Genomic DNA, 26,276 nt, shown 5'->3' on the forward strand with positions numbered 1-26,276 from the left:
AAAAACGAGAACGTTGGCCGCGCGAAACCCATCATCGACGCCAGCACGATGGGTTACGTGCGGCAGGCACCTGCTTTCGCGGGTAGGCCTGGGCGCACTTCACCCATCCTACCGTTCCGATACCGCAGCGCGCACGGGTCCGTAGGATGGGTGTAGCGCGGCAGACCTCGGAGAAAAACGAGAACGTTTGCCGCGCGAAACCCATCATCGAGGCCAGCACGATGGGTTGCGTGCAGCAGGCACCTGCTTTCGCGGGTGGACCTGGACCCGCCTCACCCATCCCCCCCAAGCACGCAACTCCCCCAATTGCGCTCGCACCCCTTACACTGCCTCCGAAAACCATAACAATACGGAGGCGTGACATGCGCATTTTGCTGGTCGAGGACAACCTTGATCTGGGCGATGCCGTGGAAAGCAAGCTGCGCTCGGCTGGCCATAGCGTGCAATGGGTACGCGACGGCGTGGCCGCCTTGCGTTGGGGGCTGGACGAAACCTGGGACGCGCTGGTGCTGGATATCAATCTGCCGGGCAAGGATGGCTTCACGGTCATCCGGGAGCTGCGCTCGGCCGGCCTGGAAGCGCCGGTGCTGGTGATGACCGCCCGGGCGGAAATTGAAGACAAGATCGATATGCTGGACTTGGGGGCCGATGACTATCTGGTCAAGCCTTTCGACCTGCGTGAACTTGAAGCACGGCTGCGCGCGCTGATGCGGCGGCCCGCCGGGCAGATCAGCAGCACCACGGCGTACGGCAACCTCAGCATGGACCTGGCGGGGCGCAGCGTGTCGCTGGCGGGCATGCCGCTGGAGCTGGGCCGGCGCGAATTCCGGCTGCTTGAAATCCTGTTGGGCCGGATTGGCCAGACCGTGGCCAAAGAGCGGCTGATGAACCAGTTGTTCGACATGGACGACGGCTCGCTCAATGCGCTGGAACTGCTGATCTCGCGGCTGCGCAAGAAGCTGGCCGGCGCATCCATCGATATCGTCACCGTGCGCGGCGTCGGCTATCAAGCACGCAGCCATGAGCCTTCCTGAAAGCGCCTCGATCCGCCGCCGCGTCTTCACCTTGGGCGCGGCGCTGCTGGCATGCGCCTTGATCGGACTGGTGTTCTTTCTGCGCGGCTATGCCCAGCGCGCCGCCGAGCAGGCGTTTGACCGCCTGCTGGCCGCGTCCGCGCTGACGATCGCCGGATCCGTGCAGATCGACGACGGTGGAGTAACCGTGGAACCGCCCGTGTCGTCGCTGGCGATGCTGTCGGGCGGTGAGCGTGTGTTCTACGAAGCGCGCGCCTCCAATGGGCGGCTGATCACGGGCTATGCCGATCTGGCGCCGGACCTGCCACTGGCGCAGGCCGCCACCCCAGTTTTCGCCTATCTGACCTATCACGACGAACCCGTGCGCGTCGCCACCGTGGGACGCCTGGTTTCCGCCAGCCAACATGCCGGCTGGGTGACCGTGCGCGTGGCCGAAACCTTGGGATCACGCAACGAACTGGCCGACGAGATCCTGGGGCGCGGCGTACTGCCGCTGCTGGTGGTGTCGCTGGTGGCGCTGGGATTGCTGTGGTTCGGCGTACAGCGGGCGTTCGCACCGCTGGCCATGCTGGAACGGGAGCTTCGCACCCGCGCCCCCGAAGACCTGACCCCGGTGACCACGCCCGTGCCGCGCGAAGTGCGACGACTGGTCGAAGCGCTGAATGCCTTCATGCAACGCCTTTCCATCATCATGGATACCTTGAACACGCTGGTGGCCGACGCCACGCACCAGGTGCGCACACCCCTGGCCTCGCTGCGCGCCCAAGCCGAAGTGGCGCTGGACGAAACCGATCCCAAGCGGCTGCGTGAACGCATCGGCCGCATCCATCTGAACGCCACCCACGCCAGCCAGTTGATCAACCAGCTGCTGATGGACGCCACCATCACGCATCGCCTTGGCAAAGGGCCGCTTGCGCCGGTGGGCGTGGCCGAAACCATCAATGAAACGCGCCGAAGAATCGGGCCGCTGGAAGCCGAACGATTGCGCATCGACATTGCGCCCGACGTGCGGCGTGCCCGCATCGCCGGAGACCGCGTGGCGCTGCGCGAGATGCTGCGCAACCTGGTGGACAACGCCTTGCGCTACGCGCCCGATGGCACGGTGGACATCCAGGCAACGCCGGTGGCGGGGTTCCGCGTTGCATTGACGGTATCCGACCGCGGCCCCGGCATCTCCGATGACGAGAAGGAAGCCGTGCAGCAACGCTTCACCCGGGGCCGGGCCGGAGAATCGCAGCCGGGCTCTGGTCTGGGGTTGGCGATTGTGCGTTCGGTGGCAATGGCGCATGGCGGCTCATTGTGGCTGCATGACCGGCCGGGCGGCGGCCTGTCCGCAAAGATCATCCTGCCATTGGTGCCCCAGGCATCGGGTCGCAACCTGGCGGCCTGGCTGGGTGCGGCCTGCACGGCCGCCATGCTGTTGATGGCTACTCCTGGCCCCGTGCAGGCGGCCGACCTGGCGGAGATCGTCACACGCTATCCCGCGCCGCAACCCACGCCGCGCACGCTGGTCATCGCCGGCCCCACCGACACGCCGGTTGTCGCCCCGCTGATCCAGGGATTCCAGTCGCTGCGGCCCGATGTCACGGTCGTGTATCGAGAAATCAGCAGCCGGGATCTCTACGAGGCGACCATCGACGGGCGCCTGACCAATGTCGACGTGCTGATGAGTTCAGCGTCCGACCTGCAAATACGGTTGGCCAACGATGGCTATGCGCAAAGCTACACGTCGCAGTATGCGTCCAAGCTGCCATCCTGGGCGGTCTGGCGCAATGAGGTCTACGGGTTCACCTTTGAACCCGCGGTGATCGTCTACAACCCCAAGCGCTACACCGAGGCCACCGTGCCGCGCTCGCGCCAGGATTTCCTGCGCTTGCTGGAGCGCGAACAGGCCAGCCTGCAAGGCCGCGTCGGCACCTACGACATCGCCGCCAGCAGCCTGGGCTACCTGTTGGCCGAACAGGATGAACTGGTGTCATCCAACTTCTGGGGCTTGGCCAACGCGATGGGGCAAGTGGGCGTGCGGCTGTCGCCCACCAGCGCACAGATCCTGGATGCCATCGAGAACGACGAGCTGGACCTGGGCTACAACATCCTGGGCTCTTACGCGCTGTCACGCCAAGCAGCTGGCAGCAAGATCGGCGTGGTGTTCCCGCAGGACTACGTGCTGGTGCTGGCGCGTTCGGTGCTGATCTCGCGGCGCGCGCCCAGCCCCGACCTGGCCCGCGCGCTGGTGGACTGGCTGCTGTCGCCGGCCGGCCAGCAAGTGGCCTCCAGCCACGCGGCATTGGGCTCCATCATGGAAGACACGCCGGGCCGCTGGACATCCGAGGCGGTGCTGGCGCGGTCCCAAGGCATCGTGCAGCCGGTGGTGCTAAGCCCCGCCCTGTTGGTGGGATTGGACCAGCGGCGGCATTCGCGCTTCGTGCAGAACTGGGTGCGGCTGGTGACGGACACGCCAAAGCGTCCATAGCAAGAGCAGGGATTACCCCTAGCCGCAACCTGTCGCCATGACAGGACGACGACAGACGCCACCTCCTAAGATGGCCGCAGGCTGGACCCAGATCCCGCTGTAGACCCATTCCAATCGGAGACAAACACATGCTTGCCAAGTCCCAACTGGCGGCCGCCTGCGCCGCAGCATTCGCCATCGCCACCGGTAGCGCTTTTGCCCAGGCCGTGCCCGCGGGTTACCCGGCCGACTACCAGAAGATCCTGGACGGCGCCAAGAAGGAAGGCAAGGTCGTCATCTATTCGACCACCGACACCAAAGCCGCCGGCCCCATCATCAAGGGCTTTGAAGCGCTGTATCCGGGCGTCAAGGTCGAATACAACGACATGAACAGCACCGAGCTCTACAACCGCTACATCAGCGAACAGGCGGCGGGCGGCAGCAGCGGCGACATCGTCTGGAGCTCGTCGATGGACTCGGCGCTGAAACTGGCCACCGACTACGCCCTGCAATACAAGTCGCCCGAATCCGGCAAGCTGCCGGCCTGGGCGGTGTGGAAGGATTCGGCCTACGGCACCACGTATGAGCCAGCCGTATTCATCTACAACAAGCGCCTGATCCCGGCCGCCGAAGTGCCGACCACGCACAGCGCCCTGGGCAAGCTGATCGCCAGCCAGCCAGACAAGTTCAAGAACAAGGTCACGACCTACGACATCGAAAAGTCGGCGGTGGGCTTCATGCTGGCGGTGCAGGACAAGGCCAATGACCCCAAGTACTTCGACACGCTCAAAGAAATTGCCAAGGGCGGGCTGATCGTGCAGTCGTCCACCGGCACCATGATGGAACGTGTGTCGTCGGGCGAAAACCTGATCGGCTACAACATCCTGGGCTCTTACGCTGAAACGCGCGCCAAGTCCGACCCGTCGCTGGGCGTGGCCTACCCGACCGACTACGCGCTGGTGCTGTCGCGCGTGGCGTTCATCAGCAAGAAGGCCAAGAACCGCAACGCGGCCAAGCTGTGGATGGACTACCTGCTGTCGCAGAAGGGCCAGGAAATCATGGCCAACCAGGCCGATCTGGCCTCGGTGCGCGATGACATCGAAGGCGACAACGATGTCGACGGCATGACCAAGAAGCTGGGCGCTTCGCTCAAGCCGATCCCGGTCAATGAAACGCTGCTGGACTACCTGGAACAGAACAAGCGTTTGCAGTTCATCAAGGACTGGCGCGCTGCGGCGGGCAAGTAATGCCGCGCGGATTCAAGGCAGCCTGCCTGCCCTGAATCCGCCACAGCGCGTAGCGGGCGGCACGGCGCCGCCCGCCTGACCGCCCCCGGGGCGGGCTTCCCCCTACCCGGCGGCGCGACCGTCGCGTCATTCGAGACAACAGGATTTCCCCATGCAGTCATTGCGCAGAAAATGGCAGTCCCTGCCGCGCGGCGTGGTGGTGTTGATCACGGCACTGGCCATCTACGTGCCGCTGTCGTTCATCATCATCCAGAGCTTTCTCTCCGCGCCGTTCTTTGCCCCGTCCAAGTTCTTCAGCCTGGACGCATTCCGCTTCATCTTTGCCGACCCCGATTTCTACAAGGCGCTGAAAAGCGGCTTTATCCTGGCCTTCGGGCTGGCCATCATCGCCATCCCGCTGGGCGGCATGCTGGCGTTCCTGATGATCCGCACGGACCTGCCCGGCCGCCGCTGGATCGAACCGCTGATCCTGGTGCCGGTGTTCGTGTCGCCCATGGTGCTGGGCTTTGGCTACGTCGTGGCCGCCGGCCCCGTGGGCTTCTTTTCGATCTGGGCGCAGAACATCCTGGGCTTCGTGCCCTGGAACGTCTATTCGCTGACCAGCATCGTCATCATCGCCGGCCTGACGCACGTGCCGCACGCCTACCTGTACATCTCGTCGGCGCTGCGCAGCATGGGGTCCGACGTGGAAGAAGCCGCCCGCGTCACCGGCGCGTCGCCGCTGCGCGTGATGGTGTCCGTCAGCCTGCCGATGGTGCGCCCGGCCATGCTGTATGCGACCGTGCTGCTGTTCTTCCTGGGCCTGGAAGTGTTCGGCCTGGTGCTGGTGCTGGGCGATCCCGAAGGCAACCTGGTGCTGGCAACCTATCTGTACAAGCTGACCAATAAGCTGGGCATCCCGTCCTATCACTTGATGGCGGCGGTCGCCGTGATCCTGATCTGCATGACGATTCCGCTGGTCATGCTGCAACGTCGCCTGATGCGCACCGCCAACCGCTTCGTCACGGTCAAGGGCAAGGCCTCGCGGGCCCGTCCGTTGCCGCTGGGCAAGTGGCGCTGGGCGGCTGGCGCCGTCGTGGCTTTCTGGCTGCTGATCACCATCGTGGTGCCGCTGATGGGCGTGCTGCTGCGGGCCTTCGTGTCCAACTGGGGCATGGGCGTGTCGCTGTTCGACGTGCTGTCGCTGGATGCCTTCCGCACCGTCTTCGCGCAACCCAACCTGATCCGCGCCATCGTGAACTCGGTGGCCATCGGCGTGTTCGGCGGCGCGCTGGCCGTGATGTGCTACATGTTCGTGGGCCTGGCGATGCACCGCAAGCCCGACAACGTCACGCGCTTCATGGACTACAGCGTGCTGGTGCCGCGCGCCGTGCCGGGGCTGCTGGCCGGTCTGGCGTTCCTGTGGGTGTTCCTGTTTGTGCCGATGTGGCTGGACAATGCGCTGGACCCCGACCTGAACGGCTGGCTGTCGGGCCTGCCCTTTGCCGAATGGCTGCGCGAGAACTTCGTGGAATGGCTGCGCGCCATGCGCAGCACCATCTTCAGCGTGTGGCTGGCCTACACCGTGGTGTGGATGGCCTACGGCCTGCGCCTGATCTCGTCGACCCTGCTGCAAGTGGGACCGGAACTGGAAGAGGCCGCCCGCACCGCCGGCGCGCGCCGTGGCCAGGTCACGCGCCACGTCACCGTGCCATTGGCCAAATACGGCCTGATCGGTTCGTGGCTGCTGATGTTCCTGATCTTCGAGCGCGAATACTCCACCGGCGTTTACCTGCTGTCCCCCGGCACGGAGACCATCGGTTCCATGCTGGTGTCGCTGTGGGCCTCGGGCGCCATCGACATCGTGGCCGCGCTTTCCTTCATCAATATCGTTCTGGTCGTGATCGGCCTGGGCATCGCTCTGCGATTCGGAGTCAAACTTCATGATTGAGCTTTCTGTAGAAGACCTGCATCTGGACTACGGCGACACCCCGGTGCTCAAGGGCGTGTCGATGCAACTGCGCCAAGGCGAAGTGGTGTCCTTGCTGGGCCCATCGGGCAGCGGCAAGACGACCCTGCTGCGCGCCGTGGCCGGTCTGGAAGGCCCCAAGCGCGGCCGCATCACCATCGGCGACCGCGTGGTCTACGACGGCGGCGCCCGCAAGGAAATCCCCGCCGAGGAACGCAACCTGGGCCTGGTGTTCCAGTCCTACGCACTGTGGCCGCACAAGACCGTGTTTGAAAACGTGGCCTACCCGTTGAAGCTGCGCAAGGTGCCGTCGGCCGAAGTGCGCGACCGCGTACAGGCCGTGCTGGACCAACTGGGCCTGGGCAAGCTGGGCCAGCGCCATCCTCACGCGCTGTCGGGCGGCCAGCAACAGCGCGTGGCCATCGGCCGGGCGTTGGTGTACAGCCCGCCCGTCATCCTGCTGGACGAGCCGCTGTCCAATCTGGACGCCAAGCTGCGTGAAGAGGCCCGCGCCTTCCTGCGTGAACTGATCATCCGCCTGGGGCTGTCGGCCCTGATGGTGACGCATGATCAGAGCGAAGCCATGGCGATCTCCGACCGCATCCTGCTGCTGAACAACGGCAAGATCGAACAGCAAGGCACGCCGCAAGAGATGTATGGGTCGCCCTCGACACTCTTCACTGCCGAATTCATGGGCAGCAACAACCGGCTGGACGGCAAGGTCACGGAAGTGCGCGACGGCCAGGCCCGCATCGAAGGCCGGGGCTGGGCCTTGTGGGGCAAGGCCGGCGCCGACGTGGCCCAAGGCCAGGACGCCACGGCAGTGATCCGGGTGGAACAGGTGCGCTTGGCGGATGACGCCGACGGCAACCACCTGGACATGCCGCTCCTGACCAGCATGTACCTGGGCGATCGCTGGGAATATCTGTTCCGCACCCCGGACGCGGATCCCGCCAACACGCTGGCCCTGCGCGCCTATGGTCCGGAAGGCCGCGAACCTGGCCCGTGCCGGCTGGCGCTGCCCGCCAGCAAGGTCTGGGTCTTTCCGCGCAAGTCGGCCTGACGCCCCGCCACGCGCTGCGCGGGGCCAGCCCCCGCGCACGCTTCAGAGGATGCAGGGTGGGCTGCGGCCCGTCGTCCAATAGCTGTTACAAGCCGTTGGTCGACGTGCCCGGGCGACGTGGACTCGTCTTACAATGCGTCGGTGCAACGCCCTGATCCCTCCTCCCCGCTAAGCCGTTACCTGCGGTGGCTGGGCGCTCCCGCCCAGCACTACCTGCGCATCGGCATTGCAATATCGCTGTTGGTGCACGCCGGCGCCCTGGCGTGGCGTTTTGGCGTGCCCGCCTACAGCCGCCCTCCCGTGACCAGCCTGGAGGTCGTGCTGCTGAATGCCCGCAGCGAAACGCCGCCGGACACGCCCCGGGCCCAGGCACAGAACCAGATGAGCGGCGGCGGCAATGCCGAACGCGGCATGACCACCACCCCGCTGCCCCAGACCGGCGCCTCCGCCGAGACGATCGTGCTGGAAGCCATGCGCCGCCGGCAGGTGCAGCTGGAGGCCGAACAAACCCGCTTGATGACCCAGTTGCGTTCGCCAGAAAAGGCCGGCGCCGAGCGCCAGGCCGTCAATCCCTGGCCGGACGGCGCCGATCTTGGGCAGGACGCCCAGGATCAGGCCAGCGTCATCCAGAATGCGCAGGTGGCCGCCCTGGCGGCGCGGGTGCAGCAGTACAGCGCGGAACCTCGCAAGCAATTCGTGGCGCCCTCGGCCGAAGCCTCGCGCTACGCGGCCTACCTGGACGCCTGGCGTGCCCGGATCGAAACGGTCGGCACCCAGCACTACCCGGACGAGGCTCGTGGACGCATCTACGGGTCGCTGCGCATCACGGTGTCGGTACGTAGCGACGGCAGCATCGCCAACGTGGAAATCGATCAGCCCTCGCCGCACGCGGTACTGAACCAGGCCGCCCGCCGCATCGTCCAGCTGGCCGCCCCGTTCCCCCCATTTCCCCCCGATATCGCCCGCGATACGGATGTGCTGGTCATCACCCGCACCTGGCATTTCGTCAACGACACCCTGGAAACCCAAGCCCCATGACCGAGGCGTCCCCTCTTGCCCGCTACGCCGTCATCGGCAACCCCATTGCGCACAGCCGCTCGCCCCAGATTCATGCGTTGTTCTCCCAGCAGACCGGCAAGCCGCTGCGCTATGAACGCCTGCTGGCGCCGGTGGATGGCTTTGCCGACGCGGTTGCCGCGTTCGTGGCCGAAGGCGGGCTGGGCTTGAACGTCACGGTGCCCTTCAAGCTGGACGCCTACGCGCTGGCGTCTGGTCGCCTGTCTGCCCGCGCCCGGCTGGCCGGCGCGGTCAACACGCTGTCCTGGCGCGATGGCGCCTGGCACGGCTGCAACACGGATGGCGTGGGCCTGGTATCCGACCTGCTGCGCCTGGGCGTGCGCCTGACTGGCGCCTCGGTGCTGCTGGTGGGTGCCGGTGGCGCGGCCCGGGGGGTGCTGCAACCCCTGGCCGAAGCCGGCTGCGCCCGCATCCATATCGTCAACCGCACCGCGGCCAAGGCGCTGGAACTGGCCGATGCCTGGCGCGGCACCGGCGTGTCGCCCCAGACCAGGGTGACGGCCGGCGGACTGGCGGACGCCGCCCTGCCCGGCGGCTGGAACCTGGTCGTCAACGCCACGGCCAGCAGCCTGCAAGACGCCGCCCCCGACTTGCCCGCCGGCTTGTACGCGGACGGCGCGGCAGGCTACGACATGATGTACGCCGCCCAGCCCACCGCTTTCATGAAACAGGCCCAGGGCGACGGTGCCGCACTGACGGCTGATGGCCTGGGGATGCTGGTGGGCCAGGCCGCCGAGAGCTTTTTCATCTGGCACGGCGTTCGCCCCGATCCGGCTCCCGTGCTGACGGCGCTGCGCGAGGCGCTCATGACAGGAAACTAAGCAGCATGGCGACGCGCAAGGGCCGGTCCTGGTTCCGAATCACCACCGGCGTCCTGATGGCGCTGGTGTGCCTGATCCTGCTGTACCAATTCTGGTTGTTCGCCCAGGTGGTCTGGTACAACTACAAGGACCCCGGCAGCAGCGCGATCATGCGCGAAGAACTCTCACGCCTGCGCGAGGGCAACCCGGACTTCAAGCTGCAATATGAATGGGTGCCCTACGACAAGATCAACCGCAACCTCAAGCGCGCCGTGGTGGCCTCGGAAGACTCCAACTTCACCGAGCACGACGGCATCGAATGGGACGCCATCCGCAAGGCGTGGGAATACAACCAACGCCAGGAAGAGGCCGGGCGCAGCAAGATGCGGGGCGGCTCCACCATCACGCAGCAACTGGCCAAGAACCTGTTCCTGTCCAGCTCGCGCAGCTATATCCGCAAGGGCCAGGAACTGGTCCTGACCTACATGATCGAACACGTCATGACCAAGGAACGGATCCTGGAGCTGTATTTGAATGTGGCGGAATGGGGCGTGGGCGTATTCGGCGCCCAGGCCGCCGCCAAGCACTACTTCAACACCACGGCCGCCAATCTGGGCGCCAGCCAGTCTGCCCGGCTTGCCGCCATGCTGCCCAACCCGCGCTTCTATGACAGCCGCCGCAATTCCAACTACCTGAACTCCCGCGTCGGCGTTCTGACCCGCCGGATGCAGATGGTTGACATCCCCTGATACCTGAAACCGGTTAATTCCGTCACTCCTTCCCACCCTTGGCGGCGGGATTTGTTAAGCTTTCACGTTTACGCGCTCCCTATCCTTTTCATGCGTACCGCACGTCGCTACCTGGCCCGCGAGATCTATCGCTCTTGCGCAGTGGTCCTTATGGCCCTGCTGGGTCTTTTCACGTTCTTCGCGCTGGTGGACGACCTGGACAATGTGGGCGACAAGTTCTCCATGATGGCCTTGCTGTACATGCAGGCGCTGGCCATTCCCACCCGCTTGTACGACCTGCTGCCCATCGGGCTGCTGATCGGCGCGATCCTGGCGCTGGCTGGCCTGGCCCAACGCAACGAACTCGTCATCCTGCGTGTCTCGGGCGTCAGCGGCATGCGCCTCTTGCGCATGCTGTGGATCGTCACCATCCCGTTGATGATCGGCGCTGCCCTGCTGTCCGAATATGTCACCCCCTGGGCCGAGATCAAAAGCGGCGAGGCCAACCTGATGTTCCGTGGCAGGGCCGGCGGCGACCGCCTGAATAGTGGCTACTGGTTCAAGGAACCCACCGCCAACGGCGGCACCCGCATCATCAATATCGGCGAATTGAAGGGCGACGGCCAAGTGGCCAACATCACCCTGTACGAATTCAAGAAGGACCTGACGCTGTCCGTCCTGTCCACGGCGCCCACCGGCCTGTTCGCCCACGGCGACCTGGTGCTGAAGGACGTCTCGCAAACCAAGCTGGACGACCACGCCGCCGAGGCCCTGGCCGACGCCCGCCCGCCCAAGAACCCGCCCGCCACCGTCGAAAAAGTACCCGAGCGCACGGTGGACACCACCCTCAGCGCCGAACGCCTGCTGGCTCGCGTGCTGACCCCGGAACGCATGTCCATCGTCACCTTGCTGGACTATGTGGAGTATTTGCGCGACAACCAGCTGCAATATGGTCGACAGGTTGTCGCCCTGTGGCGCAAACTGGCGTATCCGTTCACCTTGCTGGTGATGATCACGATCGCCGCCCCGATCGGCCTGATGCAAACGCGCCGCGGCGGCGTAGGCGCCAAGGTCTTCATCGGCATCCTGCTGGGCGTCGGCTTCTTCATGCTGAACCAGTTGGCCCTGAACGTAGGCATGCTGGGCAAATGGCCGCCCTGGCTGACCGCCCTGGGCCCGAACCTCGGCGCCATGATCCTGGCGCTGGGCGCCATGAGCTACATGGAATACCGCCATACCATTACCCGGTTCGTCCAACAACGCTGGCCTTGGAGCAAGAGTCCCGCATGAACGGCAGTATCTGGATGATCGGCGACGTGCAGGGATGCTGCTCGCCGCTGGATCGCTTGCTGGCCCACCCCGACCTGGTCGGCGACCCGCAGTCGCGCTTCTGGTTCGCTGGCGACCTGGTCAACCGCGGCCCGCAGTCGCTGGAAACCCTGCGTCGCATCATCGACCTGGGCGACCGTGCGACGACGGTGCTGGGCAATCATGACCTGCATCTGCTGGCGGCCGCCGCCGGGGTGCGCAAGCCCTCAAAATCGGACACGCTCGACGACATTCTTCGCGCGCCGGACGCGGCCGACCTGATCAATTGGCTGCGCTTCCGGCCCCTGGCCCATTTCGAGCACAACCATTTGCTGGTGCACGCGGGCACGCTGGCCAAATGGGACGTCGCCAAGACCTTGTCCCTGGCTGGCGAGGTGCAAGACGCGCTGCGCGGCCCGAATTGGCACAAAGCACTGCAAAAGATGTATGGCAACGAGCCGGCCACGTGGAAGGAAGACCACAAGGGCGGCAAGCGGATGCGCGTCATCATCAACGCATTGACGCGGATCCGCCTGTGCACGCCCAACGGGCATATGGAATTTGCCACCAAAGTGGCGCCTGGCGCCTGGCCCCCCGGCCTGGTGCCATGGTTTGACGTCCCGAACCGCGCGACACGCAACGTGACGACGGTTTTTGGCCATTGGTCGACGCTGGGCCTGTTGCAGCGGCCCGACGTGATCTGCCTGGACACCGGCTGCGTATGGGGCGGCGCCTTGACCGCGCTACGGCTGCAAGACCGGAAACTCGTGCAGATAAAGTGCTCGCAGTTCCAAAACCCCCTATCCGAGTAAAACCGTAGGATGGGTGAAGCGCGGCAACCCCGTCATCAGAATGACGACATTCAGCGCGCGCAACCCATCAGGGTGGCAGGCATCAATGATGGGTTACGTGCGGCATGCGTCAGCGTGCGCAGGGATACCCGAACGCACTTCACCCATCCTACGAGTGTTCCGTAGGATGGGTGAAGCGCGGCAAACCCGTCATCAGAATGACGGCGTTCAGCGCGCGCAACCCATCAGCCCCCTCCCCGCCCCAACCCCCCCCTCAATGCCGGATTTCAGCCAGGAATTTCTGCGCTCTTGCGGTCGCTGGCCGCTGGAAGAAGTCCTCGGGCTTGCCCGTTTCCACGATCCTGCCGGCATCCATGAACCACACGCGATCGGCGACTTCCCGCGCGAAGCCCATCTCGTGCGTCACACACACCATGGTCATACCGTCTTTCGCCAGCCCCTTCATGACCTGAAGCACCTCGCCCACCATCTCGGGGTCCAGCGCGCTGGTCGGTTCATCGAACAACATCACGGGCGGGTTCATCGCCAGCGCGCGTGCGATGGCCACGCGCTGTTGCTGGCCGCCTGACAGCTGGGCGGGATAGGCATCAGCCTTGTGGGACAGGCCGACGCGCTCCAGCAATTGCATCGCGCGATCACGGGCCTCAGCCCGGCGGGCGCGTTTGAGTTGCAACGGGGCCAGCATCAGGTTTTCCAGCACCGACAGGTGCGGGAACAGGTTGAACTGCTGGAACACGAAGCCGATGTGGCTGCGCAATTGGTCCAGGTGGACCTTGGGGCCATAGATATCCTGCCCGTTGACCTCGATGACGCCCTTCTGGATGGGTTCCAGGCGGTTGACGGTACGGATCAGGGTGGACTTGCCGGAGCCCGACGGGCCGCATACCACCACGACCTCGCCTTGCGTCACCTGCTCGGTCACGTCGGCCAGCGCCTGATACTCGCCATACCACTTCTGCACTTGGGAAAATCGGATCATGTCGGCACCACTTTGGGGGCAGCCGCAAGCCCGGCACGCCGTCTGCCGATACGTCGTTCGGTCAGGTGCACCAATGAGCTCAGGCCAAAATTCAAGATGAAATAGGTCATCGCCAGCAAGCCGAACACTTCAAACGGCTTGGTCAGCAACACGCTGTTGATCTGGTTCGCGGCGTAGGTCAGTTCCTGCACGCTGATCACATAGGCCAGCGACGTTTCCTTCACCGTCGACACGAACTGGCTCAGCATGCTGGGCAGCATGTTGTAGAGCGCCTGCGGCAGGATCACGCGCCGCATCGTTTGCAGGTACGACAGACCCAGCGCGCGGCTGGCCTCCTGCTGCCCGGGAGGCAGCGCCTGGATGCCGGCCCGGATGATCTCGGCCAGGTAGGCGCTTTCGTAGCAGACCAGCGCCACCACCATCGTCGTGGTGCCCGCCACGGGCCGGCCGATGATGATCGGCACGAAGAAATATGCCCAGAAAATGAACATCAAGAGCGGCAGGCCGCGCACCAGATACACCACCGCCGACGCCGGCCAGTAGAAGATGCGGTACGGGCTGATGCGGCCCAACGCCAATAGCACGCCGCAAGGCAATGCCAGGGCCAGGCTGATCGCGGCCAATCCCAAGGTAGCGACCAGGCCGCCCACCGGCCCGTGTGGATACTGCCCGATCAGCAGCAACAACCAGTTGTCTTTCAGTATGTCCCACATGTCAGCGCACCCCCAGCGGACGGTAACGTCGTTGCAAGAGCGCGCCGCCGCCCATGATGATGAATGACAGCACCAGATAGATGACCGTCACCACGGCATAGGCCTCGAAGGTGCGGAACGTGTAGTTCTCGACCTCGCGTCCGGCAGCGGTCAACTCGGTCACGCCGATCGCCATCGCCAGGCTGGTGTTCTTCAACAGCAGCAGCGTCTGGTTGAGCAGCGGCGGAATCGCAATGCGAAACGCTTGCGGCAAGATGACCTTGCGCATGGTCTTCAGGAAGCTCAGGCCCAGCGCCCGCGACGCCTCGACCTGCCCCGGCGGGATGCCGCGCACCGCGCTGCGCAGGTCTTCGCAGATGTAGGCCGACATCACCAGCGCGATCGCGATGCAGGAAAGGATGAATTCACTGCCGTGGCTGTTGAGCCAGTCAGTCGCGGCTTGCGGCAGCAGCGCCGGCACGCCGAAATACCAGAACAGAATGTGCACCAGCATGGGCACGTTGCGGTGGAACGCGACATACACCGCGATCAACCCGTTGGCCACGGGCGAGCCTGTCAGGCGGATCACCGCCAGCAGGCTACCCACGAAGAACGCCAGAACCCAGGCCAGCCCGGCCAGCGCCAGGGTGGTGATGAACCCCCTGAGCAGCCATGCCGGATACTCGCCCTGGAAAATGGCGCTGAAGTCGAAAACGTAATGCATCGAAGCAGGCTCCAGCGCGCGCGGCGCGTCAACCCTTGATGGCTTCGATGCGGAAGTCGCGCTTCATGTTGAACTGCGTGCCGGCGCCAAACCATTTATCAAAGGTCTTGGCGGCCTGGCCCGACGCTTCCATGCCGTCCAGCACCTTGTTCACCTGATTCAGCATGGCGGTGTCGCCACGGCGCACCCCCATGCCCCAGGGTTCAACGAACAACGCGGGCTCCAGGATCTTGACGGGCACCGCGCTGGTGGCCGCTTGATGCTGCAACTTCACCAACATCAGTTCTGACCCCACGAAGCCGCTGACCTTGCCTTGCTGCAAGGCCAGGAAGGCACCGCTGGGATCTTTGAAGGTCACAGGTTCGACGTTGGGAATGTTCTTGCGCGCGCCCTGCTCCGACGACGAGCCGCGCACGGCGCTGATGCGCTTGCCGGCCAGATCCGCCGGCGCCTTCCAGTCCTTTTCGGAATCCCGCGCCAGGATCTTTTGCAGACTCACAAAGTGCTGGTGCGAATAGTCGATCTGCTGCGCGCGCTCCGGACTCCAGCCCAGATTGGCCGCCACGACGTCGACGCGCCCGGCAATCAATTCGGGAATGCGGGCCTCGACGGCGATCAGCTTCAACTCCAGCGGCACGCCCAGGCTGTCGGCCACCGCCTGGCACATGTCGACTTCGTAGCCCACGATGGCGCGGGTCTTCGGGTCTTGGAAACTGAAGGGCTCGGCGGTACCCATGGTGCCGCAGATGAATTTGCCCCGGGCCTTGATGTCCTGCACCGTGTCCGCGTGCGCGGCGGGCGCCAGCGTGGCGGCAAGGCCGACGGCGGCGACGAAAGTGGCGATCGATGTCTTCATGGTATTTCCCCTTGGAATATTGGTATGGGTACTGCCGGCAAAACCTGCGTTCAACCGTTCAACTCAAGGCCGCACACGCCTCACGGATGCGGCGGCAGCCTTCTTCGATGTTCTCCATGGAGGTCGCGAAACTCAACCGCAGATACGGCGACAGGCCATAGGCCGCGCCGTCCAGCACTGCGACACCCGCCTCGTCCAACAGGAACATCACGACGTCCAGATCGTTCTCAAGGACTCGGCCAGCCGCCGTGCGCTTGCCCAACAAGCCGTCCACCGACGGATAGACGTAGAACGCGCCCTGCGGCAACGGGCAACGAATGCCCGGCACCGCGTTCAGCAGTGCCACGATGCGGTCGCGGCGTTCATGAAACACGGCGGCAGCCTCACCGACGCAGCGTTGATCGGCGGTCAGCGCGACGCGCGCGGCGGCCTGACTGATGGCGCTGACGCAGCTGGTGCTTTGTGAGATCAGCGTGGCCATCGCCTTGATCAGCGGCTTGGGGCCGCCCGCGTAACCCAAACGCCAACCCGTCATCGCATAGGCCTTGGATACGCCATTGATGGTCAGCGTGCGGCCCGCCAGCGCGGGCACGACGGTGGCAGGCGACGCATGGCGTGCCTCGCCGTAGGCCAGGTGTTCGTAGATCTCGTCGGTCATCAGCCAGACCTGCGGATGACGCGACAGCACCTCACCCAGCGCGCGCAACTCGTCCGCGCTGTACATCGCGCCGGTGGGGTTGCTGGGCGTGTTCAGCAGCAACCATTTGGTGCGTGGCGTGATGGCCTGCGCCAACGCTTGCGGCGTCAGCTTGAAGCCGTCCGATTCCGGGCAGGCCACCACCACGGGCGTGCCATCATTGACCAGCACCATGTCCGGGTACGACACCCAGTACGGCGCGGGGATGATGACTTCATCGCCCGCTTGCACGGTGGCTGCCAGCGCGGTGAAGATCAGCTGTTTGGCGCCCACCCCGACGATGACTTCGTCCAGTCCGTATTCCAGGGCGTTTTCGCGCAGGAACTTGGCGCGCACGGCTTCCAGCAGCGGCTTGGCGCCTGCGGAAGACGTGTAGCGGATATCGCCGCTGTTGAGCGCATCGATGCCCGCCTGCACGATATGCGCGGGCGTGGGCAGATCGGGTTCGCCCACCGTGAAGTCAACGATGTCGCGGCCTTGGGCGCGCAACTGGTCGACGCGCGTCTTGGCGGCCATGCTGGGCGACGGCTTGATGGCGCGGGCGCGCTCGGCCAGGAACTCGTTGGCCAGCTGGCTCATGCCAGCCCCCTGGCGGCAAAGGCAGCCTGCATCCAGCTTTGCGTTTTGTCGCCGTTGGCGATCTCGGCCATGATGCGCTCTTCCTTGGCCGCATGAGCGTGCGCGGCGGCAATCAGTGCTTCAGCCTCGTACGGTGCAAAGCTGACCAGCCCGTCTTCGTCGCCCACCAGGATGTCGCCGGGGTTGATGACCTGGCCTCCGATGGACACGGGTACGTTGACTTCGCCCGGGCCGTCTTTGTACGGGCCCCGGTGAATATGGCCGCGCGCATAACAAGGAAAGCTGTCGGCCTCGAACGCGGCCACGTCGCGGATCGCACCGTCGACCACCACGCCTGCGCAGCCATGAATCTGCAAATAGCGCTTCATGATTTCGCCCAATACGGCGTTGGACAAGTCCCCGCCCGCGTCCACCACCAGCACGTGGCCGGGCTGGATCTGCATCATCGCCTTGTAGATCAGCAGGTTGTCGCCCGGACGGGTCTTGACCGTGAGCGCGGTGCCCACCAGCTTGCCGCGGCCGTTGTAGCGGCGCAGGCCGGCAATACCTTCGCGGCGCGCAAGGTTGTCGCTGAGGTGGGGCGTGACGATGCCTGCCAGGGCTTCAAGGACGGCGGCGGGAGCTACGGGGGAAGCCGGCAATTGGCGTGCGCCGGTGAGGATAGTGGCCATGACGATCTGCAAATTCCTGAGTCGGAAGCCGCCGCAAGCCCGGAACGTTTTTCCGGCCCCGGCCGGCCGGGAATGAATCAGATGGCATGTTGCGAGGTTTTCCGTTTCCGAAAAAGGGATTAAATTTCCACGAACCTCATCGCTTTTTGGAATATAAGGGTTAGCCCTTATCGGAAATTTCGGAATGAACCTGAACCTGGGCGGACCCGCCGCATGCTGACTTTCAAGCAAATCGAAGCCCTGTACTGGACCGTCCGGCTGGGCACGTTTTCAGCGTCGGCGCAGAAGCTGCACACCACGCAATCCGCCATCACCAAGCGCATCCAGGAGCTGGAGGCGGATTTCGACGTGGCGCTTTTTGACCGTTCCGGCCATCGCGCCGAACTGACGGCGCGCGGTCACGAGGTCTATGCCCTGGCCGAGGAAATGCTGGGCCACCGCGACCGCCTGCTGGTCCGTCTGAAAGGCCAGCACACGCTGACCGGCACCTTCCGTTTCGGCATTACCGAGATCACGGCAATGACCTGGCTACCCGCCCTGATCCGCCTGCTGCGCGCGCACTACCCGCGCATCACGCTGGAGCCGCACATCGACCTGGGCGCGGACTTGCTCAAGCGGCTGCAAGCGGGGCAGCTGGACATGGCTTTCCTGCACGGCGAATTCGCCGAACCGAATTTGCAGGTGGTGGCCTTGCAGCGGCTGGAATTCGCGTGGATGGGCAGCCCCGACATGATCGACGCCAGCCGCGTCTACACCCCCGCCGACATCGCCCGCCTGCCCCTGCTGCGCCAAAGCCGTGAATCCGGCCTGAACATGATCTACGACGGCTGGTTGCGCCCCCACACGCCGCCCAGCAACATCTTCACGATCAACAGCCTGATCGCCATGGCAGGCCTGACCGCCGCGGGCTTCGGGGTGAGTTGCCTGCCCCGGGATTATTTTGCGGACATGGTGAGCAAACGGCAGTTGGTCATCGCCCGCACCAGCACCGCCCCGCCGCAATCGGTCTATAGCGCGATGTTCCGCAGAGACGCCGATATCGCGTTCTGCGAGAGCGTGGCGGAACTGGCGGAGAGTTGCTGCGAGTTTTCGGGAGGGTGGTGAACTATCTCGTGCGAAGCCCGCCCCATGCGGCGCGACGATGATTGCCTTGGGTGGCATGTAACCCATCATTGATGGATGCCGCCGGTGGCGATCATTGATGCGTATCGCAGGTGGCGATCATTGATGCATATCGCAGGTAGCGATCATTGAGGCTTGCCGAACGTAGCCATCATTGATGCTTGTCGCAGGTGGCGATCATTGAGGCTTTCCGCACGTAACCCCTCATTGATGCTTGCCCAAATGATGGGTTGCGCGCGTTGGGGATCGTCGTGCTTGTGCCGGGTTTGCCGCGCTACACCCATCCTACAGCGCTGCTTGAATCGCGTCCCGTGCCTGGTGCGACAACTCCAGCCGGGTCGGCAGGCTGCCGTCGGGGTGCCGCGTGGACAGCGCCGGGAGGAATACGACTTCGACCGACAGGCCCGTCGTTCCCATCACCCGCCAGAGATTCGCCACCAGGCTTTCTTCTCCGACGAACGCCGCAAATCCGTCCCGCTTCCCGTCACGCAGAAAACGCAGGGCGACAGGTTGGATTTCCACCGCTGCCGAACGCGCCGGTTCGAACAGGCTGGCATGGAAGGGCAAGAGGTCAAAGCCTACGCTGGTGGTGCCTTCAGGGAAGAGTCCCACCGCATCGCCCAGCTTGAAGCGGACCTGCATTGACTCACCCATCGCATGCACCGCGTGGCGTTGCCCGCGTTCGATGAACAAGGTGCCCGCGCCTGCCACCAGCCAGCCGATCACCGGCCAGCTGCGAATTTCGCTTTTGGCCACGAACGAGGTCGCGCGCGCGGAATTCAGGACGAAGATGTCGATCCAGGAGACGTGGTTCGCCACCAGCAGCACCGGCCCCGTCAATCGCGGTTCGCCCTTGAAGACGACCCGCAATCCACAGGACGCCATCAGCGCGCGGGACCAGTTGCGGTTCAACCATGCACGAGACTTTGGCCGAATGAACGGGTAAACCGTCCCCACGCAGATCAGGCCAAAAACGATCAAGGGCAGCACCAGTGCCAGCCGTAGGACAAAGCGCAGCAGCTTCAAACTGAAGTCTCCCAGGCCAGCCGGCCACCGACCACGGTGGCGCGTACCCGACCGGGCAGCATCATACCCGCGAACGGGGTGTGGGCGCTGCGGCTTTGTAGCGCCGCCGGGGTCACCAGCCATTCGGCATCCAGATCCGCCAGGCACAGGTCCGCCGGCGCCCCCACGCCCAGTTGGCCCGCCAGCGCGGCGTCCGGCGCCATGCGGTTCAGCACGGCGCCCGGGCCCGAAGTCACGCGGGCCAGGGCATCGGCCAGCGGCTGGCGCCGGTCGCGCACCCACTTCAGCGTCAGCGACAGCAGCAATTCCAGCCCCGTGGCGCCCGGCGCGGACATCGGGAAAGGCGCCGCCTTGCCCCGGCCATCAACCGGCGTGTGATCGGAACACAGGGCGTCGACTACCCCCTCGGCCAGCGCCGCGTGGATGGCGTCGCGGTCGCGCTGGCCGCGCAACGGCGGCGTCAGATGAAAATTCGTATCGAAAAAGCCGATATCGACGTCGGTCAGGTGCAGGTTGTGGGCCGACACGTCGGCCGTGACGGGCAGCCCTTCGCGCTTGGCCGCACGCAGCAGCGCAAGCCCGGCGGCCGTGGACAGGCGAGCCAGGTGCACGCGGGCGCCGGTGGCGCGCTGCAATTCAAAGATTGTTTGCAGCGCCACCGTTTCCGCTTGGGGCAGCAGGCCTTCCAGCCCCAGGCGCTCGGCGTAGGCGCCGCTGGCGACAACCGCGCCGCGCGCCAGCCATGGGTCTTGCGGACGCAGCCACAAGGTAAGGCCCAGCCCGCTGGCATACCGCATCGCGCCCCATAGCACCCGCGTATCGGCGATGCCGTGTTCGCCCTGCGCAAAGGCGATGCAGCCCGCCTGGGCCAGCAGGCTCATTTCGGCGAGTGTTTCGCCCGCCAGCCCCACGGTCATCGCGCCCAGGGGGTGGACCCGCGCCTGGCCGGATTCAACCTGCCCCATCAGGGCCGCGACCTTGCCGGGCTCGTCCAGCGCAGTGTCGACGTCTGGCGGCATCACCAGCCGCGTCACGCCGCCCGCCAGGGCCGCCCGCAACTCGGCGGGCACGAATGCCGTACCCGCTGCCGTGCCCGCGCTCCCGGGCTGCACGACGCGGGCGGACAAATCGATCAGCCCCGGCAGCACGGCCAGCCCGCTGGCGTCCAGCATGCGGTCGGCCTGAAAACCGTCTGGCGCCGCGCCCACGGCGACCACTCGTCCATCGGCCGTATAAACGTCATGCCGGCCGTCCACCCCATTCGCGGGATCGATCAGACGACCGTTGGCGATGTGCAGTCTCATGGCGCATCTCCGGCAAGCACGCTCAAGGCCGCCAGGCGCAAATATTGCAGCAGGCCGGCCAATTGCGTTTCGATGGGCGGCAGGCTGGCGGCCACGTCGCCATCCACCTCCACGCCGGGGGTCAGCACCCCGGCAGGCAGCAGCAAGGCGTCGGCTTTCACCGCAGCCAGCGCGGCAGGCGTCAAACCATATACCTGCGCATATTCCCGCGCGGACGGCAGCAGCGCGCCGCTGATCCGTTCGACGTTCAAGGGCAGCACGACGACCACATCGGCATCCCGCAGTCCTTCCGCCAAGCCGGCGCAGGCGCGCACGCCCAACTGCGGCAAGCTTTCGGGCAAGAGCGTGGGGGGTGCGACGACTCGCACCTCGGGCACGCCCAAGGTCGTCATGGCGTGGATGACCGAACGCGCCACCGGCGAATGGCGGATATCGCCCACCAGCGTCACGGCCAGATTCGTCAGGTCCTGCTTGATGTCCTGCATGGCCTGCACCAGCGCCAAGGCCGGCAAGGGGTCCGCATGCTGACCATCGCCGGCATTCATCACGCGCAACCCCGGCGGCGCATGAGCGGCCGCGCAATGGGCCGCGCCGCTGGCCGCGTGGCGCAGCACCAGCACACCCGGCGCCAGGCCAGCCACGGTCTGCGCCAGCGCGTCACCCGCTTGCGCATCAGGGGCCTGCGCCTCCAGGACGACAGGCAGCAGGGACAAGCGCGCGGCCGCGTCGGCATAGGCATCGCGGCCGGCGGGATCGTCAGGCAGGAAAAGGAAGACAGGCCGCGCCTGGGCGGCCGGCAGATCCCCCGCCGCCCACGCGCGGGCGGCATCGAGCAGGCGCTCGACGTGGCGCCGGGGCAGCCCTTCCGTTGTCAGCAGATGAATGAGTTCGCCGCGGCGATCAAGTTGCGGATTGAGCATAGGCAGGCCGGGCCGTGCGCGTCAGGACGCAGGCAGGGTGTCGAGGTATCGTTGCAGGATAACAGCCGCGGCCATCGCGTCATCGGCCGCGTGCGTGCCCAGCAGGCGCTGGGCCTCCATGCTGGAACCGCGTTCGTCCACCAGTTCAACCGCAATGCCGAAACGGCCGTGCAGCTGATTGGCGAAGCGCCGGCAGCGCGCCGTGGCGGGCTGTTCGCCGCCGTCTGCGTCCAGCGCCAACCCCACGACCACGCGGTGGGGCTGCCATTCTTGCAGCAGCGCCGCGATGCGGCCGAAGCGCGCGTCACGGATCTCGCTGAAAATGATTTCCAGCGGACGCGCCTGGCGCGTCAGCGTGTTGCCGATGGCAATGCCGATCTTCTTTTCGCCGAAGTCAAAGCCAAGCAGGGTCTCTTCAGGCATGGCCCGCGTCGCCCGCCAGCATGACCGGATCAATGCCCAGCAGCTTCAGCGCGGCGGGGTAACGGTCTTCCGGGGGCACGTCGAAGATGATGTGGTCGTCAGCGCCCACGCTGAGCCAGGCATTCTGGCCCATTTCGCTTTCCAGTTGGCCCGCGCCCCAGCCGGCATACCCCAGCGTGACCAGCATCCGGGCAGGCCCATTGCCGTCGGCCACGGCTTGCAGCACGTCGCGCGAAGTCGTCAGCGCCATTGCGCCCATCTTGATGCTGGAGCTGTAGTCGCCCGCGGGCGCATGCAGCACAAAGCCGCGGTCGGTCTGTACCGGGCCGCCAAAGAAGACCAGCGTGTCTTTGACGGGGCCGATTTCAAGCGTCAGTTCAATGCGTTCAAACAAAGTGCCCAGCGTGAGGTCGGTGGGCCGGTTGATGACCAGGCCCAGCGCGCCGCGCTCGGTGTGTTCGCAAACGTAGATGACAGAACCGGCCAAGCTGCCCTCGACCATGCCCGGCATGGCGATCAGGAACTGATTGGCAAAGTTGGCGGCCTGTGTCTCGGCGGCTTCGTGGTGTTTTTCCGTCATGGCAACCCCTTCATGGGTAGTCTGAAAGAACCGTGGACGGGGCGCGCTTGCACGCGGCCCTTCTTGCCTTGCGGCAGACCGTCCTGCGGTTACGAGGGATGGGGGCTTGCCCCATCTTACGAGCCCTGGCGGAATAGGTCAGCGGATCGGGTTCAGATTTCCATCAATTCAAAGTCCTCTTTGCGGGCGCCGCATTCAGGACAGACCCAGTTCGGCGGCACGTCTTCCCAGCGAGTGCCGGGAGCAATACCTTCGTCGGGCAGGCCGGCCTCTTCGTCATAGACCCAGCCACAAATCAGACACATCCAAGTACGCATAGTTCTCTCTTACATCAATTCCCCACCCGAGTCCCCGTGGCGGGGCAAAGGTAGGGGGCTTCCATTAGAATGGGGACAATCTTACCGAAACCCAATAGGGGTTCCCCTGATTCACCTCAAAATGAGTCCGGGTTCCCTCACTCAAGCGCTGTCCACGTGGCCCCCGTTACTCCCCCTCTCGTTTTGGTCTTCGGCCCGCTCGATCCTACCGGATCCGACGGTTTGCCCGCGGACGCCGTCACCTGCGCCCGTCTGGGCTGTCATGGTCTGGCGGCGGTTACCGCGCTGACCGTGCAGGACACTGCCGGCATCGAAGAAATCCATCCTGTTTCGCCCGACTTACTGGACGATCAGGCCCGTTGCCTGCTGGAAGACATGTCCGTGCAGGCCATCAAGGTGGGCGGACTATACACCGCTGAAACGGCGAGCGTGGCCGCCCAGGTCGCCGCCGACTACAACCAGGTTCCGCTGGTGCTGCACCTGGGCCAGCGCGCGCCGTTGCCCGCCGACGCCGCTGACGAGGACGACGCCGACGACCTGCTGGCCGCCACGCTGGAACTGGTGCTGCCGCAAACCGATCTGCTGGTCATCGAGCACCTGCGCCTGGCGCAGTGGCACGCCGACGGCGACATCGATATCGGGGACGCACCTACGCCCATGCACGCCCTGGTGGCGGCCGGCGCCGAATGGGTCCTGGTACTGGGCAGCCCGCAACGGCCCGGCCATTACGCCAACGTGCTGCTCGGCCCCAGCGGCCAGACGCACACCTGGCCGTGGCAGGCGCCCCCGGATCGCAACGGCGATGCCGGCGGCCTGGCCGCAACCGCCATCACCGTCATGCTTGCGCGCGGATTGGAAATGCCCGAGGCCGTGCGCCAGGGCCTGGCGCATGCCGATGCCTCAGTGGCCGCCAGCTTCCTGCCCGGCATGGGCCGGCGCATCCCCAACCGGATCCAACCGCAATGAAACCGCTGCGCTTTCCCTCCGGCCTGTATGGCGTCACCCCGGAATGGGACGACACCGACCGCCTGATGCAGGCCGTCCGCAAAGCCGCCGACGGCGGGATGCGTTCGTTGCAGTTGCGCCGCAAGAACGTGCCCGACGCGGTGCGCGCCGAACAGGCGCACGCCTTGGCGCCGCTGTGCCGCGAACTGGGCATCGTATTCCTGATCAATGATGACTGGCGTCTGGCCCTGGACGTGGGCGCTGACGGCGCGCACGTGGGCCGCGAAGACGAAAGCCTGGCGCGCATCCGTGCCGAAGTCGGCCCCGATCTGATCCTGGGCGGCTCCAGCTACGACGACCTGGCCCGCGCCCGTGAACTGCTGGACGCTGGCGCCGACTACATCGCCTTTGGCGCGATGTTCCCGTCCACCGTCAAACCGGACACCGTGCGCGCGCCCTTGTCGGTGCTGACCGAAGCCCGCCGCCTGGTCGAAGAGCGCGACGCGCCCCGGCCCGCAGTGGTCGCCATCGGCGGCATCACGCCCGACAACGCGCTGCTGGTGGCCCAGGCTGGCGCCGATTCCATCGCCGTCATCACCGGACTTTTCGAAGCGCCCAGCATCCGCGCCGCCGCGGCGGCCTGCTCGGCGCCCTATTCCGCCAACCCTAACCGCAAGCCTTGAACGCCATGTCCCGCAACGAACAGCTTTTTGAACGCGCCTGCCGCAGCATCCCCGGCGGCGTCAACTCGCCCGTGCGCGCCTTCCGCTCCGTCGGCGGCACGCCGCGCTTCATCAAGCGCGCGCAAGGCCCCTATGTGTGGGACGCGGAAGACAAGCAGTACATCGATTACGTGGGCTCCTGGGGCCCGGCCATCCTGGGCCACTCGCACCCTGAAGTGGTGCGCGCGGTGCAAGAGGCCGCCGTCAACGGCCTGTCGTTCGGCGCCCCCACCGAAGCCGAGATCGAGTTGGCCGAAGTGCTGATTTCACGTCTGCCCTCTCTGGAGCAAGTGCGTCTGGTCAGTTCGGGCACCGAAGCCACCATGACGGCCATCCGCCTGGCGCGTGGCGCCACCGGCCGCGCCAAGATCGTGAAGTTTGAAGGCTGCTACCACGGCCACTCGGATAGCCTGCTGGTCAAGGCCGGCTCGGGTCTGCTGACGTTCGGCAACCCCAGCTCGGCGGGCGTGCCGCCCGAATTCGTGTCGCACACGCTGACCCTGGAATACAACAACCTGGACGCCGTGCGTCAGGCATTCGACCAGCATGGCGCGGACATCGCTTGCATCATCGTGGAACCCGTCGCCGGCAACATGAACCTGATCAAGCCGGCCCCCGGCTTCCTGGAAGGCCTGCGCGACGTCTGCACGCAGCACGGCGCGCTGCTGATTTTCGATGAAGTCATGACCGGCTTCCGCGTGGGTCCGCAGGGCGTGCAAGGGCTGACTGGCGTCAAGCCGGACATCACCACGCTGGCCAAGGTAATTGGCGGCGGCATGCCGGTAGGCGCCTTTGGCGGCAGCACTGCCATCATGAAGCACATCGCCCCGCTGGGCGGCGTCTACCAGGCAGGCACCTTGTCGGGCAATCCGGTCGCCGTGGCCGCGGGCCTGGCCACGCTGCGCCTGATCGCCGCCCCCGGCTTCTACGACAAGCTGTCGGCCCAGACCGCCAAGCTGGCCCAGGGCTTGCAGGAACGCGCCCGCGCCGCCGGCCTGGCCTTCTCGGCCGACTCGGTGGGCGGCATGTTCGGCATCTACTTCAGCAATCAGGTGCCGACCTCGTTCGCCGAAGTCTCGCAATGCGACACGGCAGCGTTCAACCGCTTCTTCCATGCCATGCTGGACCACGGCGTGCACTTCGCGCCGTCCGCTTTTGAAGCGGGCTTCGTCTCGGCCACGCATGACGACGCCGTGATCCAGTCCACGCTGGACATCGCCGAGCAGGTCTTCGCCGCGATGTAAGCCGCC

Annotated in this window: 26 protein-coding genes; 14 read left to right on the plus strand and 12 right to left on the minus strand. The window is 65.5% G+C overall.

Annotation, left to right across the window (positions count from 1 at the left end):
* Window positions 1-362 precede the first annotated feature (362 nt).
* The 10 genes from HV753_RS27795 to HV753_RS27840 all read left to right on the plus strand — a co-directional run bounded on the left by HV753_RS27795 (window position 363) and on the right by HV753_RS27840 (window position 12,469).
* Window positions 363-1,034 (plus strand): response regulator transcription factor, encoded by a 672-nt coding sequence (locus HV753_RS27795; RefSeq protein WP_175177797.1) that lies wholly within the window; start codon window positions 363-365, stop codon window positions 1,032-1,034.
* Window positions 1,021-3,507, plus strand: coding sequence for a sensor histidine kinase (locus HV753_RS27800; RefSeq protein ID WP_175177798.1), 2,487 nt, complete (start codon window positions 1,021-1,023; stop codon window positions 3,505-3,507). The genes HV753_RS27795 and HV753_RS27800 overlap by 14 nt, the downstream gene beginning before the upstream one ends.
* A gap of 128 nt (window positions 3,508-3,635) precedes the next feature.
* Window positions 3,636-4,733: an ABC transporter substrate-binding protein gene (locus tag HV753_RS27805; RefSeq protein WP_175177799.1), complete on the plus strand. Its 1,098-nt coding sequence runs from the start codon at window positions 3,636-3,638 to the stop codon at window positions 4,731-4,733.
* Window positions 4,734-4,884: 151 nt separating this feature from the next.
* Window positions 4,885-6,663 carry an ABC transporter permease gene (locus tag HV753_RS27810; RefSeq protein ID WP_175177800.1) on the plus strand — a complete coding sequence of 593 codons (1,779 nt, stop codon included), beginning with the start codon at window positions 4,885-4,887 and terminating at the stop codon, window positions 6,661-6,663.
* Window positions 6,656-7,744, plus strand: a complete 1,089-nt coding sequence (locus HV753_RS27815; RefSeq protein ID WP_175177801.1) for an ABC transporter ATP-binding protein — start codon at window positions 6,656-6,658, stop codon at window positions 7,742-7,744. The genes HV753_RS27810 and HV753_RS27815 overlap by 8 nt, the downstream gene beginning before the upstream one ends.
* A 141-nt stretch (window positions 7,745-7,885) precedes the next feature.
* Window positions 7,886-8,782, plus strand: coding sequence for a TonB family protein (locus HV753_RS27820; protein WP_175177907.1), 897 nt, complete (start codon window positions 7,886-7,888; stop codon window positions 8,780-8,782).
* A complete protein-coding gene (aroE, locus tag HV753_RS27825; protein WP_175177802.1) occupies window positions 8,779-9,642 on the plus strand; it encodes a shikimate dehydrogenase in 864 nt (287 codons plus the stop codon). Before HV753_RS27820 ends, aroE begins: the two co-directional genes overlap by 4 nt.
* A gap of 5 nt (window positions 9,643-9,647) precedes the next feature.
* A complete protein-coding gene (mtgA, locus tag HV753_RS27830) occupies window positions 9,648-10,370 on the plus strand; it encodes a monofunctional biosynthetic peptidoglycan transglycosylase (protein ID WP_175177803.1) in 723 nt (240 codons plus the stop codon).
* Window positions 10,371-10,460: 90 nt separating this feature from the next.
* Window positions 10,461-11,639 carry an LPS export ABC transporter permease LptG gene (gene lptG, locus HV753_RS27835; protein WP_175177804.1) on the plus strand — a complete coding sequence of 393 codons (1,179 nt, stop codon included), beginning with the start codon at window positions 10,461-10,463 and terminating at the stop codon, window positions 11,637-11,639.
* Window positions 11,636-12,469, plus strand: a complete 834-nt coding sequence (locus tag HV753_RS27840) for a symmetrical bis(5'-nucleosyl)-tetraphosphatase (protein ID WP_175177805.1) — start codon at window positions 11,636-11,638, stop codon at window positions 12,467-12,469. The genes lptG and HV753_RS27840 overlap by 4 nt, the downstream gene beginning before the upstream one ends.
* A gap of 253 nt (window positions 12,470-12,722) precedes the next feature.
* On the opposite strand, the gene HV753_RS27845 is transcribed toward HV753_RS27840, so the two are convergent.
* From HV753_RS27845 to HV753_RS27870, 6 genes are read right to left on the minus strand one after another with little or no spacing between them, the layout of a single operon-like run.
* Window positions 12,723-13,448 carry an amino acid ABC transporter ATP-binding protein gene (locus HV753_RS27845; protein ID WP_175177806.1) on the minus strand — a complete coding sequence of 242 codons (726 nt, stop codon included), beginning with the start codon at window positions 13,446-13,448 and terminating at the stop codon, window positions 12,723-12,725.
* On the minus strand, window positions 13,445-14,161 hold the full coding sequence (locus tag HV753_RS27850) for an amino acid ABC transporter permease (RefSeq protein WP_175177807.1): 717 nt from the start codon (window positions 14,159-14,161) through the stop codon (window positions 13,445-13,447). Before HV753_RS27850 ends, HV753_RS27845 begins: the two co-directional genes overlap by 4 nt.
* 1 nt (window position 14,162) lies before the next feature.
* Window positions 14,163-14,864: an amino acid ABC transporter permease gene (locus HV753_RS27855; RefSeq protein WP_175177808.1), complete on the minus strand. Its 702-nt coding sequence runs from the start codon at window positions 14,862-14,864 to the stop codon at window positions 14,163-14,165.
* 28 nt (window positions 14,865-14,892) lie between these two features.
* Window positions 14,893-15,720, minus strand: a complete 828-nt coding sequence (locus HV753_RS27860) for an ABC transporter substrate-binding protein (protein ID WP_175177809.1) — start codon at window positions 15,718-15,720, stop codon at window positions 14,893-14,895.
* 58 nt (window positions 15,721-15,778) lie between these two features.
* A complete protein-coding gene (locus HV753_RS27865; RefSeq protein WP_175177810.1) occupies window positions 15,779-16,996 on the minus strand; it encodes an aminotransferase class I/II-fold pyridoxal phosphate-dependent enzyme in 1,218 nt (405 codons plus the stop codon).
* Window positions 16,993-17,667: an RraA family protein gene (locus HV753_RS27870; protein ID WP_175177811.1), complete on the minus strand. Its 675-nt coding sequence runs from the start codon at window positions 17,665-17,667 to the stop codon at window positions 16,993-16,995. The genes HV753_RS27865 and HV753_RS27870 overlap by 4 nt, the downstream gene beginning before the upstream one ends.
* A gap of 213 nt (window positions 17,668-17,880) precedes the next feature.
* On the opposite strand from HV753_RS27870, the gene HV753_RS27875 reads away from it, so the two are divergent.
* Window positions 17,881-18,771 (plus strand): LysR family transcriptional regulator, encoded by an 891-nt coding sequence (locus tag HV753_RS27875; RefSeq protein ID WP_175177812.1) that lies wholly within the window; start codon window positions 17,881-17,883, stop codon window positions 18,769-18,771.
* A gap of 303 nt (window positions 18,772-19,074) precedes the next feature.
* Here HV753_RS27875 and HV753_RS27880 read toward each other — a convergent pair whose 3' ends face one another.
* From HV753_RS27880 to HV753_RS27905, 6 genes are all read right to left on the minus strand, one after another.
* Window positions 19,075-19,815, minus strand: a complete 741-nt coding sequence (locus HV753_RS27880; protein ID WP_175177813.1) for a lysophospholipid acyltransferase family protein — start codon at window positions 19,813-19,815, stop codon at window positions 19,075-19,077.
* Window positions 19,812-21,119, minus strand: a complete 1,308-nt coding sequence (locus tag HV753_RS27885) for a dihydroorotase (RefSeq protein WP_175177814.1) — start codon at window positions 21,117-21,119, stop codon at window positions 19,812-19,814. Before HV753_RS27885 ends, HV753_RS27880 begins: the two co-directional genes overlap by 4 nt.
* Complete coding sequence (locus HV753_RS27890) at window positions 21,116-22,039, minus strand: aspartate carbamoyltransferase (protein WP_175177815.1); 924 nt, start codon at window positions 22,037-22,039, stop codon at window positions 21,116-21,118. Before HV753_RS27890 ends, HV753_RS27885 begins: the two co-directional genes overlap by 4 nt.
* Window positions 22,040-22,060: 21 nt before the next feature.
* The gene (gene ruvX, locus HV753_RS27895; RefSeq protein WP_175177816.1) at window positions 22,061-22,462 is read right to left on the minus strand and encodes a Holliday junction resolvase RuvX; all 402 of its coding nucleotides are present in this window, start codon (window positions 22,460-22,462) and stop codon (window positions 22,061-22,063) included.
* Window positions 22,455-23,042, minus strand: coding sequence for a YqgE/AlgH family protein (locus HV753_RS27900; protein ID WP_175177817.1), 588 nt, complete (start codon window positions 23,040-23,042; stop codon window positions 22,455-22,457). The genes ruvX and HV753_RS27900 overlap by 8 nt, the downstream gene beginning before the upstream one ends.
* A 152-nt stretch (window positions 23,043-23,194) precedes the next feature.
* Entirely contained in the window at window positions 23,195-23,359 is a 165-nt protein-coding gene (locus HV753_RS27905) for a rubredoxin (protein WP_003814980.1), read from the minus strand.
* 156 nt (window positions 23,360-23,515) lie between these two features.
* On the opposite strand from HV753_RS27905, the gene thiD reads away from it, so the two are divergent.
* Genes thiD through hemL form a run of 3 tightly spaced genes read left to right on the plus strand, consistent with a single transcriptional unit; the run spans window position 23,516 to window position 26,270 of the window.
* Window positions 23,516-24,325 (plus strand): bifunctional hydroxymethylpyrimidine kinase/phosphomethylpyrimidine kinase, encoded by an 810-nt coding sequence (gene thiD / locus HV753_RS27910; protein WP_175177818.1) that lies wholly within the window; start codon window positions 23,516-23,518, stop codon window positions 24,323-24,325.
* On the plus strand, window positions 24,322-24,987 hold the full coding sequence (thiE, locus tag HV753_RS27915) for a thiamine phosphate synthase (protein WP_175177819.1): 666 nt from the start codon (window positions 24,322-24,324) through the stop codon (window positions 24,985-24,987). The genes thiD and thiE overlap by 4 nt, the downstream gene beginning before the upstream one ends.
* 5 nt (window positions 24,988-24,992) lie before the next feature.
* Window positions 24,993-26,270, plus strand: coding sequence for a glutamate-1-semialdehyde 2,1-aminomutase (gene hemL / locus HV753_RS27920; RefSeq protein WP_175177820.1), 1,278 nt, complete (start codon window positions 24,993-24,995; stop codon window positions 26,268-26,270).
* Window positions 26,271-26,276 lie beyond the last annotated feature (6 nt).

It is taken from the genome of Achromobacter pestifer (assembly GCF_902859625.1).
Taxonomy (GTDB): domain Bacteria; phylum Pseudomonadota; class Gammaproteobacteria; order Burkholderiales; family Burkholderiaceae_B; genus Achromobacter; species Achromobacter pestifer.

What these genes read in the sequence shown, in the direction of transcription:
- HV753_RS27795 (WP_175177797.1), top strand. Translation starts at nt 363, where the DNA reads ATGCGCATTTTGCTGGTCGAGGACAACCTTGATCTGGGCGATGCCGTG.
- HV753_RS27800 (WP_175177798.1), top strand. Translation starts at nt 1,021, where the DNA reads ATGAGCCTTCCTGAAAGCGCCTCGATCCGCCGCCGCGTCTTCACCTTG.
- HV753_RS27805 (WP_175177799.1), top strand. Translation starts at nt 3,636, where the DNA reads ATGCTTGCCAAGTCCCAACTGGCGGCCGCCTGCGCCGCAGCATTCGCC.
- HV753_RS27810 (WP_175177800.1), top strand. Translation starts at nt 4,885, where the DNA reads ATGCAGTCATTGCGCAGAAAATGGCAGTCCCTGCCGCGCGGCGTGGTG.
- HV753_RS27815 (WP_175177801.1), top strand. Translation starts at nt 6,656, where the DNA reads ATGATTGAGCTTTCTGTAGAAGACCTGCATCTGGACTACGGCGACACC.
- aroE (WP_175177802.1), top strand. Translation starts at nt 8,779, where the DNA reads ATGACCGAGGCGTCCCCTCTTGCCCGCTACGCCGTCATCGGCAACCCC.
- mtgA (WP_175177803.1), top strand. Translation starts at nt 9,648, where the DNA reads ATGGCGACGCGCAAGGGCCGGTCCTGGTTCCGAATCACCACCGGCGTC.
- lptG (WP_175177804.1), top strand. Translation starts at nt 10,461, where the DNA reads ATGCGTACCGCACGTCGCTACCTGGCCCGCGAGATCTATCGCTCTTGC.
- HV753_RS27840 (WP_175177805.1), top strand. Translation starts at nt 11,636, where the DNA reads ATGAACGGCAGTATCTGGATGATCGGCGACGTGCAGGGATGCTGCTCG.
- HV753_RS27845 (WP_175177806.1), bottom strand. Translation starts at nt 13,448, where the DNA reads ATGATCCGATTTTCCCAAGTGCAGAAGTGGTATGGCGAGTATCAGGCG.
- HV753_RS27850 (WP_175177807.1), bottom strand. Translation starts at nt 14,161, where the DNA reads ATGTGGGACATACTGAAAGACAACTGGTTGTTGCTGCTGATCGGGCAG.
- HV753_RS27855 (WP_175177808.1), bottom strand. Translation starts at nt 14,864, where the DNA reads ATGCATTACGTTTTCGACTTCAGCGCCATTTTCCAGGGCGAGTATCCG.
- HV753_RS27860 (WP_175177809.1), bottom strand. Translation starts at nt 15,720, where the DNA reads ATGAAGACATCGATCGCCACTTTCGTCGCCGCCGTCGGCCTTGCCGCC.
- HV753_RS27865 (WP_175177810.1), bottom strand. Translation starts at nt 16,996, where the DNA reads ATGAGCCAGCTGGCCAACGAGTTCCTGGCCGAGCGCGCCCGCGCCATC.
- HV753_RS27870 (WP_175177811.1), bottom strand. Translation starts at nt 17,667, where the DNA reads ATGGCCACTATCCTCACCGGCGCACGCCAATTGCCGGCTTCCCCCGTA.
- HV753_RS27875 (WP_175177812.1), top strand. Translation starts at nt 17,881, where the DNA reads ATGCTGACTTTCAAGCAAATCGAAGCCCTGTACTGGACCGTCCGGCTG.
- HV753_RS27885 (WP_175177814.1), bottom strand. Translation starts at nt 21,119, where the DNA reads ATGAGACTGCACATCGCCAACGGTCGTCTGATCGATCCCGCGAATGGG.
- HV753_RS27890 (WP_175177815.1), bottom strand. Translation starts at nt 22,039, where the DNA reads ATGCTCAATCCGCAACTTGATCGCCGCGGCGAACTCATTCATCTGCTG.
- ruvX (WP_175177816.1), bottom strand. Translation starts at nt 22,462, where the DNA reads ATGCCTGAAGAGACCCTGCTTGGCTTTGACTTCGGCGAAAAGAAGATC.
- HV753_RS27900 (WP_175177817.1), bottom strand. Translation starts at nt 23,042, where the DNA reads ATGACGGAAAAACACCACGAAGCCGCCGAGACACAGGCCGCCAACTTT.
- HV753_RS27905 (WP_003814980.1), bottom strand. Translation starts at nt 23,359, where the DNA reads ATGCGTACTTGGATGTGTCTGATTTGTGGCTGGGTCTATGACGAAGAG.
- thiE (WP_175177819.1), top strand. Translation starts at nt 24,322, where the DNA reads ATGAAACCGCTGCGCTTTCCCTCCGGCCTGTATGGCGTCACCCCGGAA.
- hemL (WP_175177820.1), top strand. Translation starts at nt 24,993, where the DNA reads ATGTCCCGCAACGAACAGCTTTTTGAACGCGCCTGCCGCAGCATCCCC.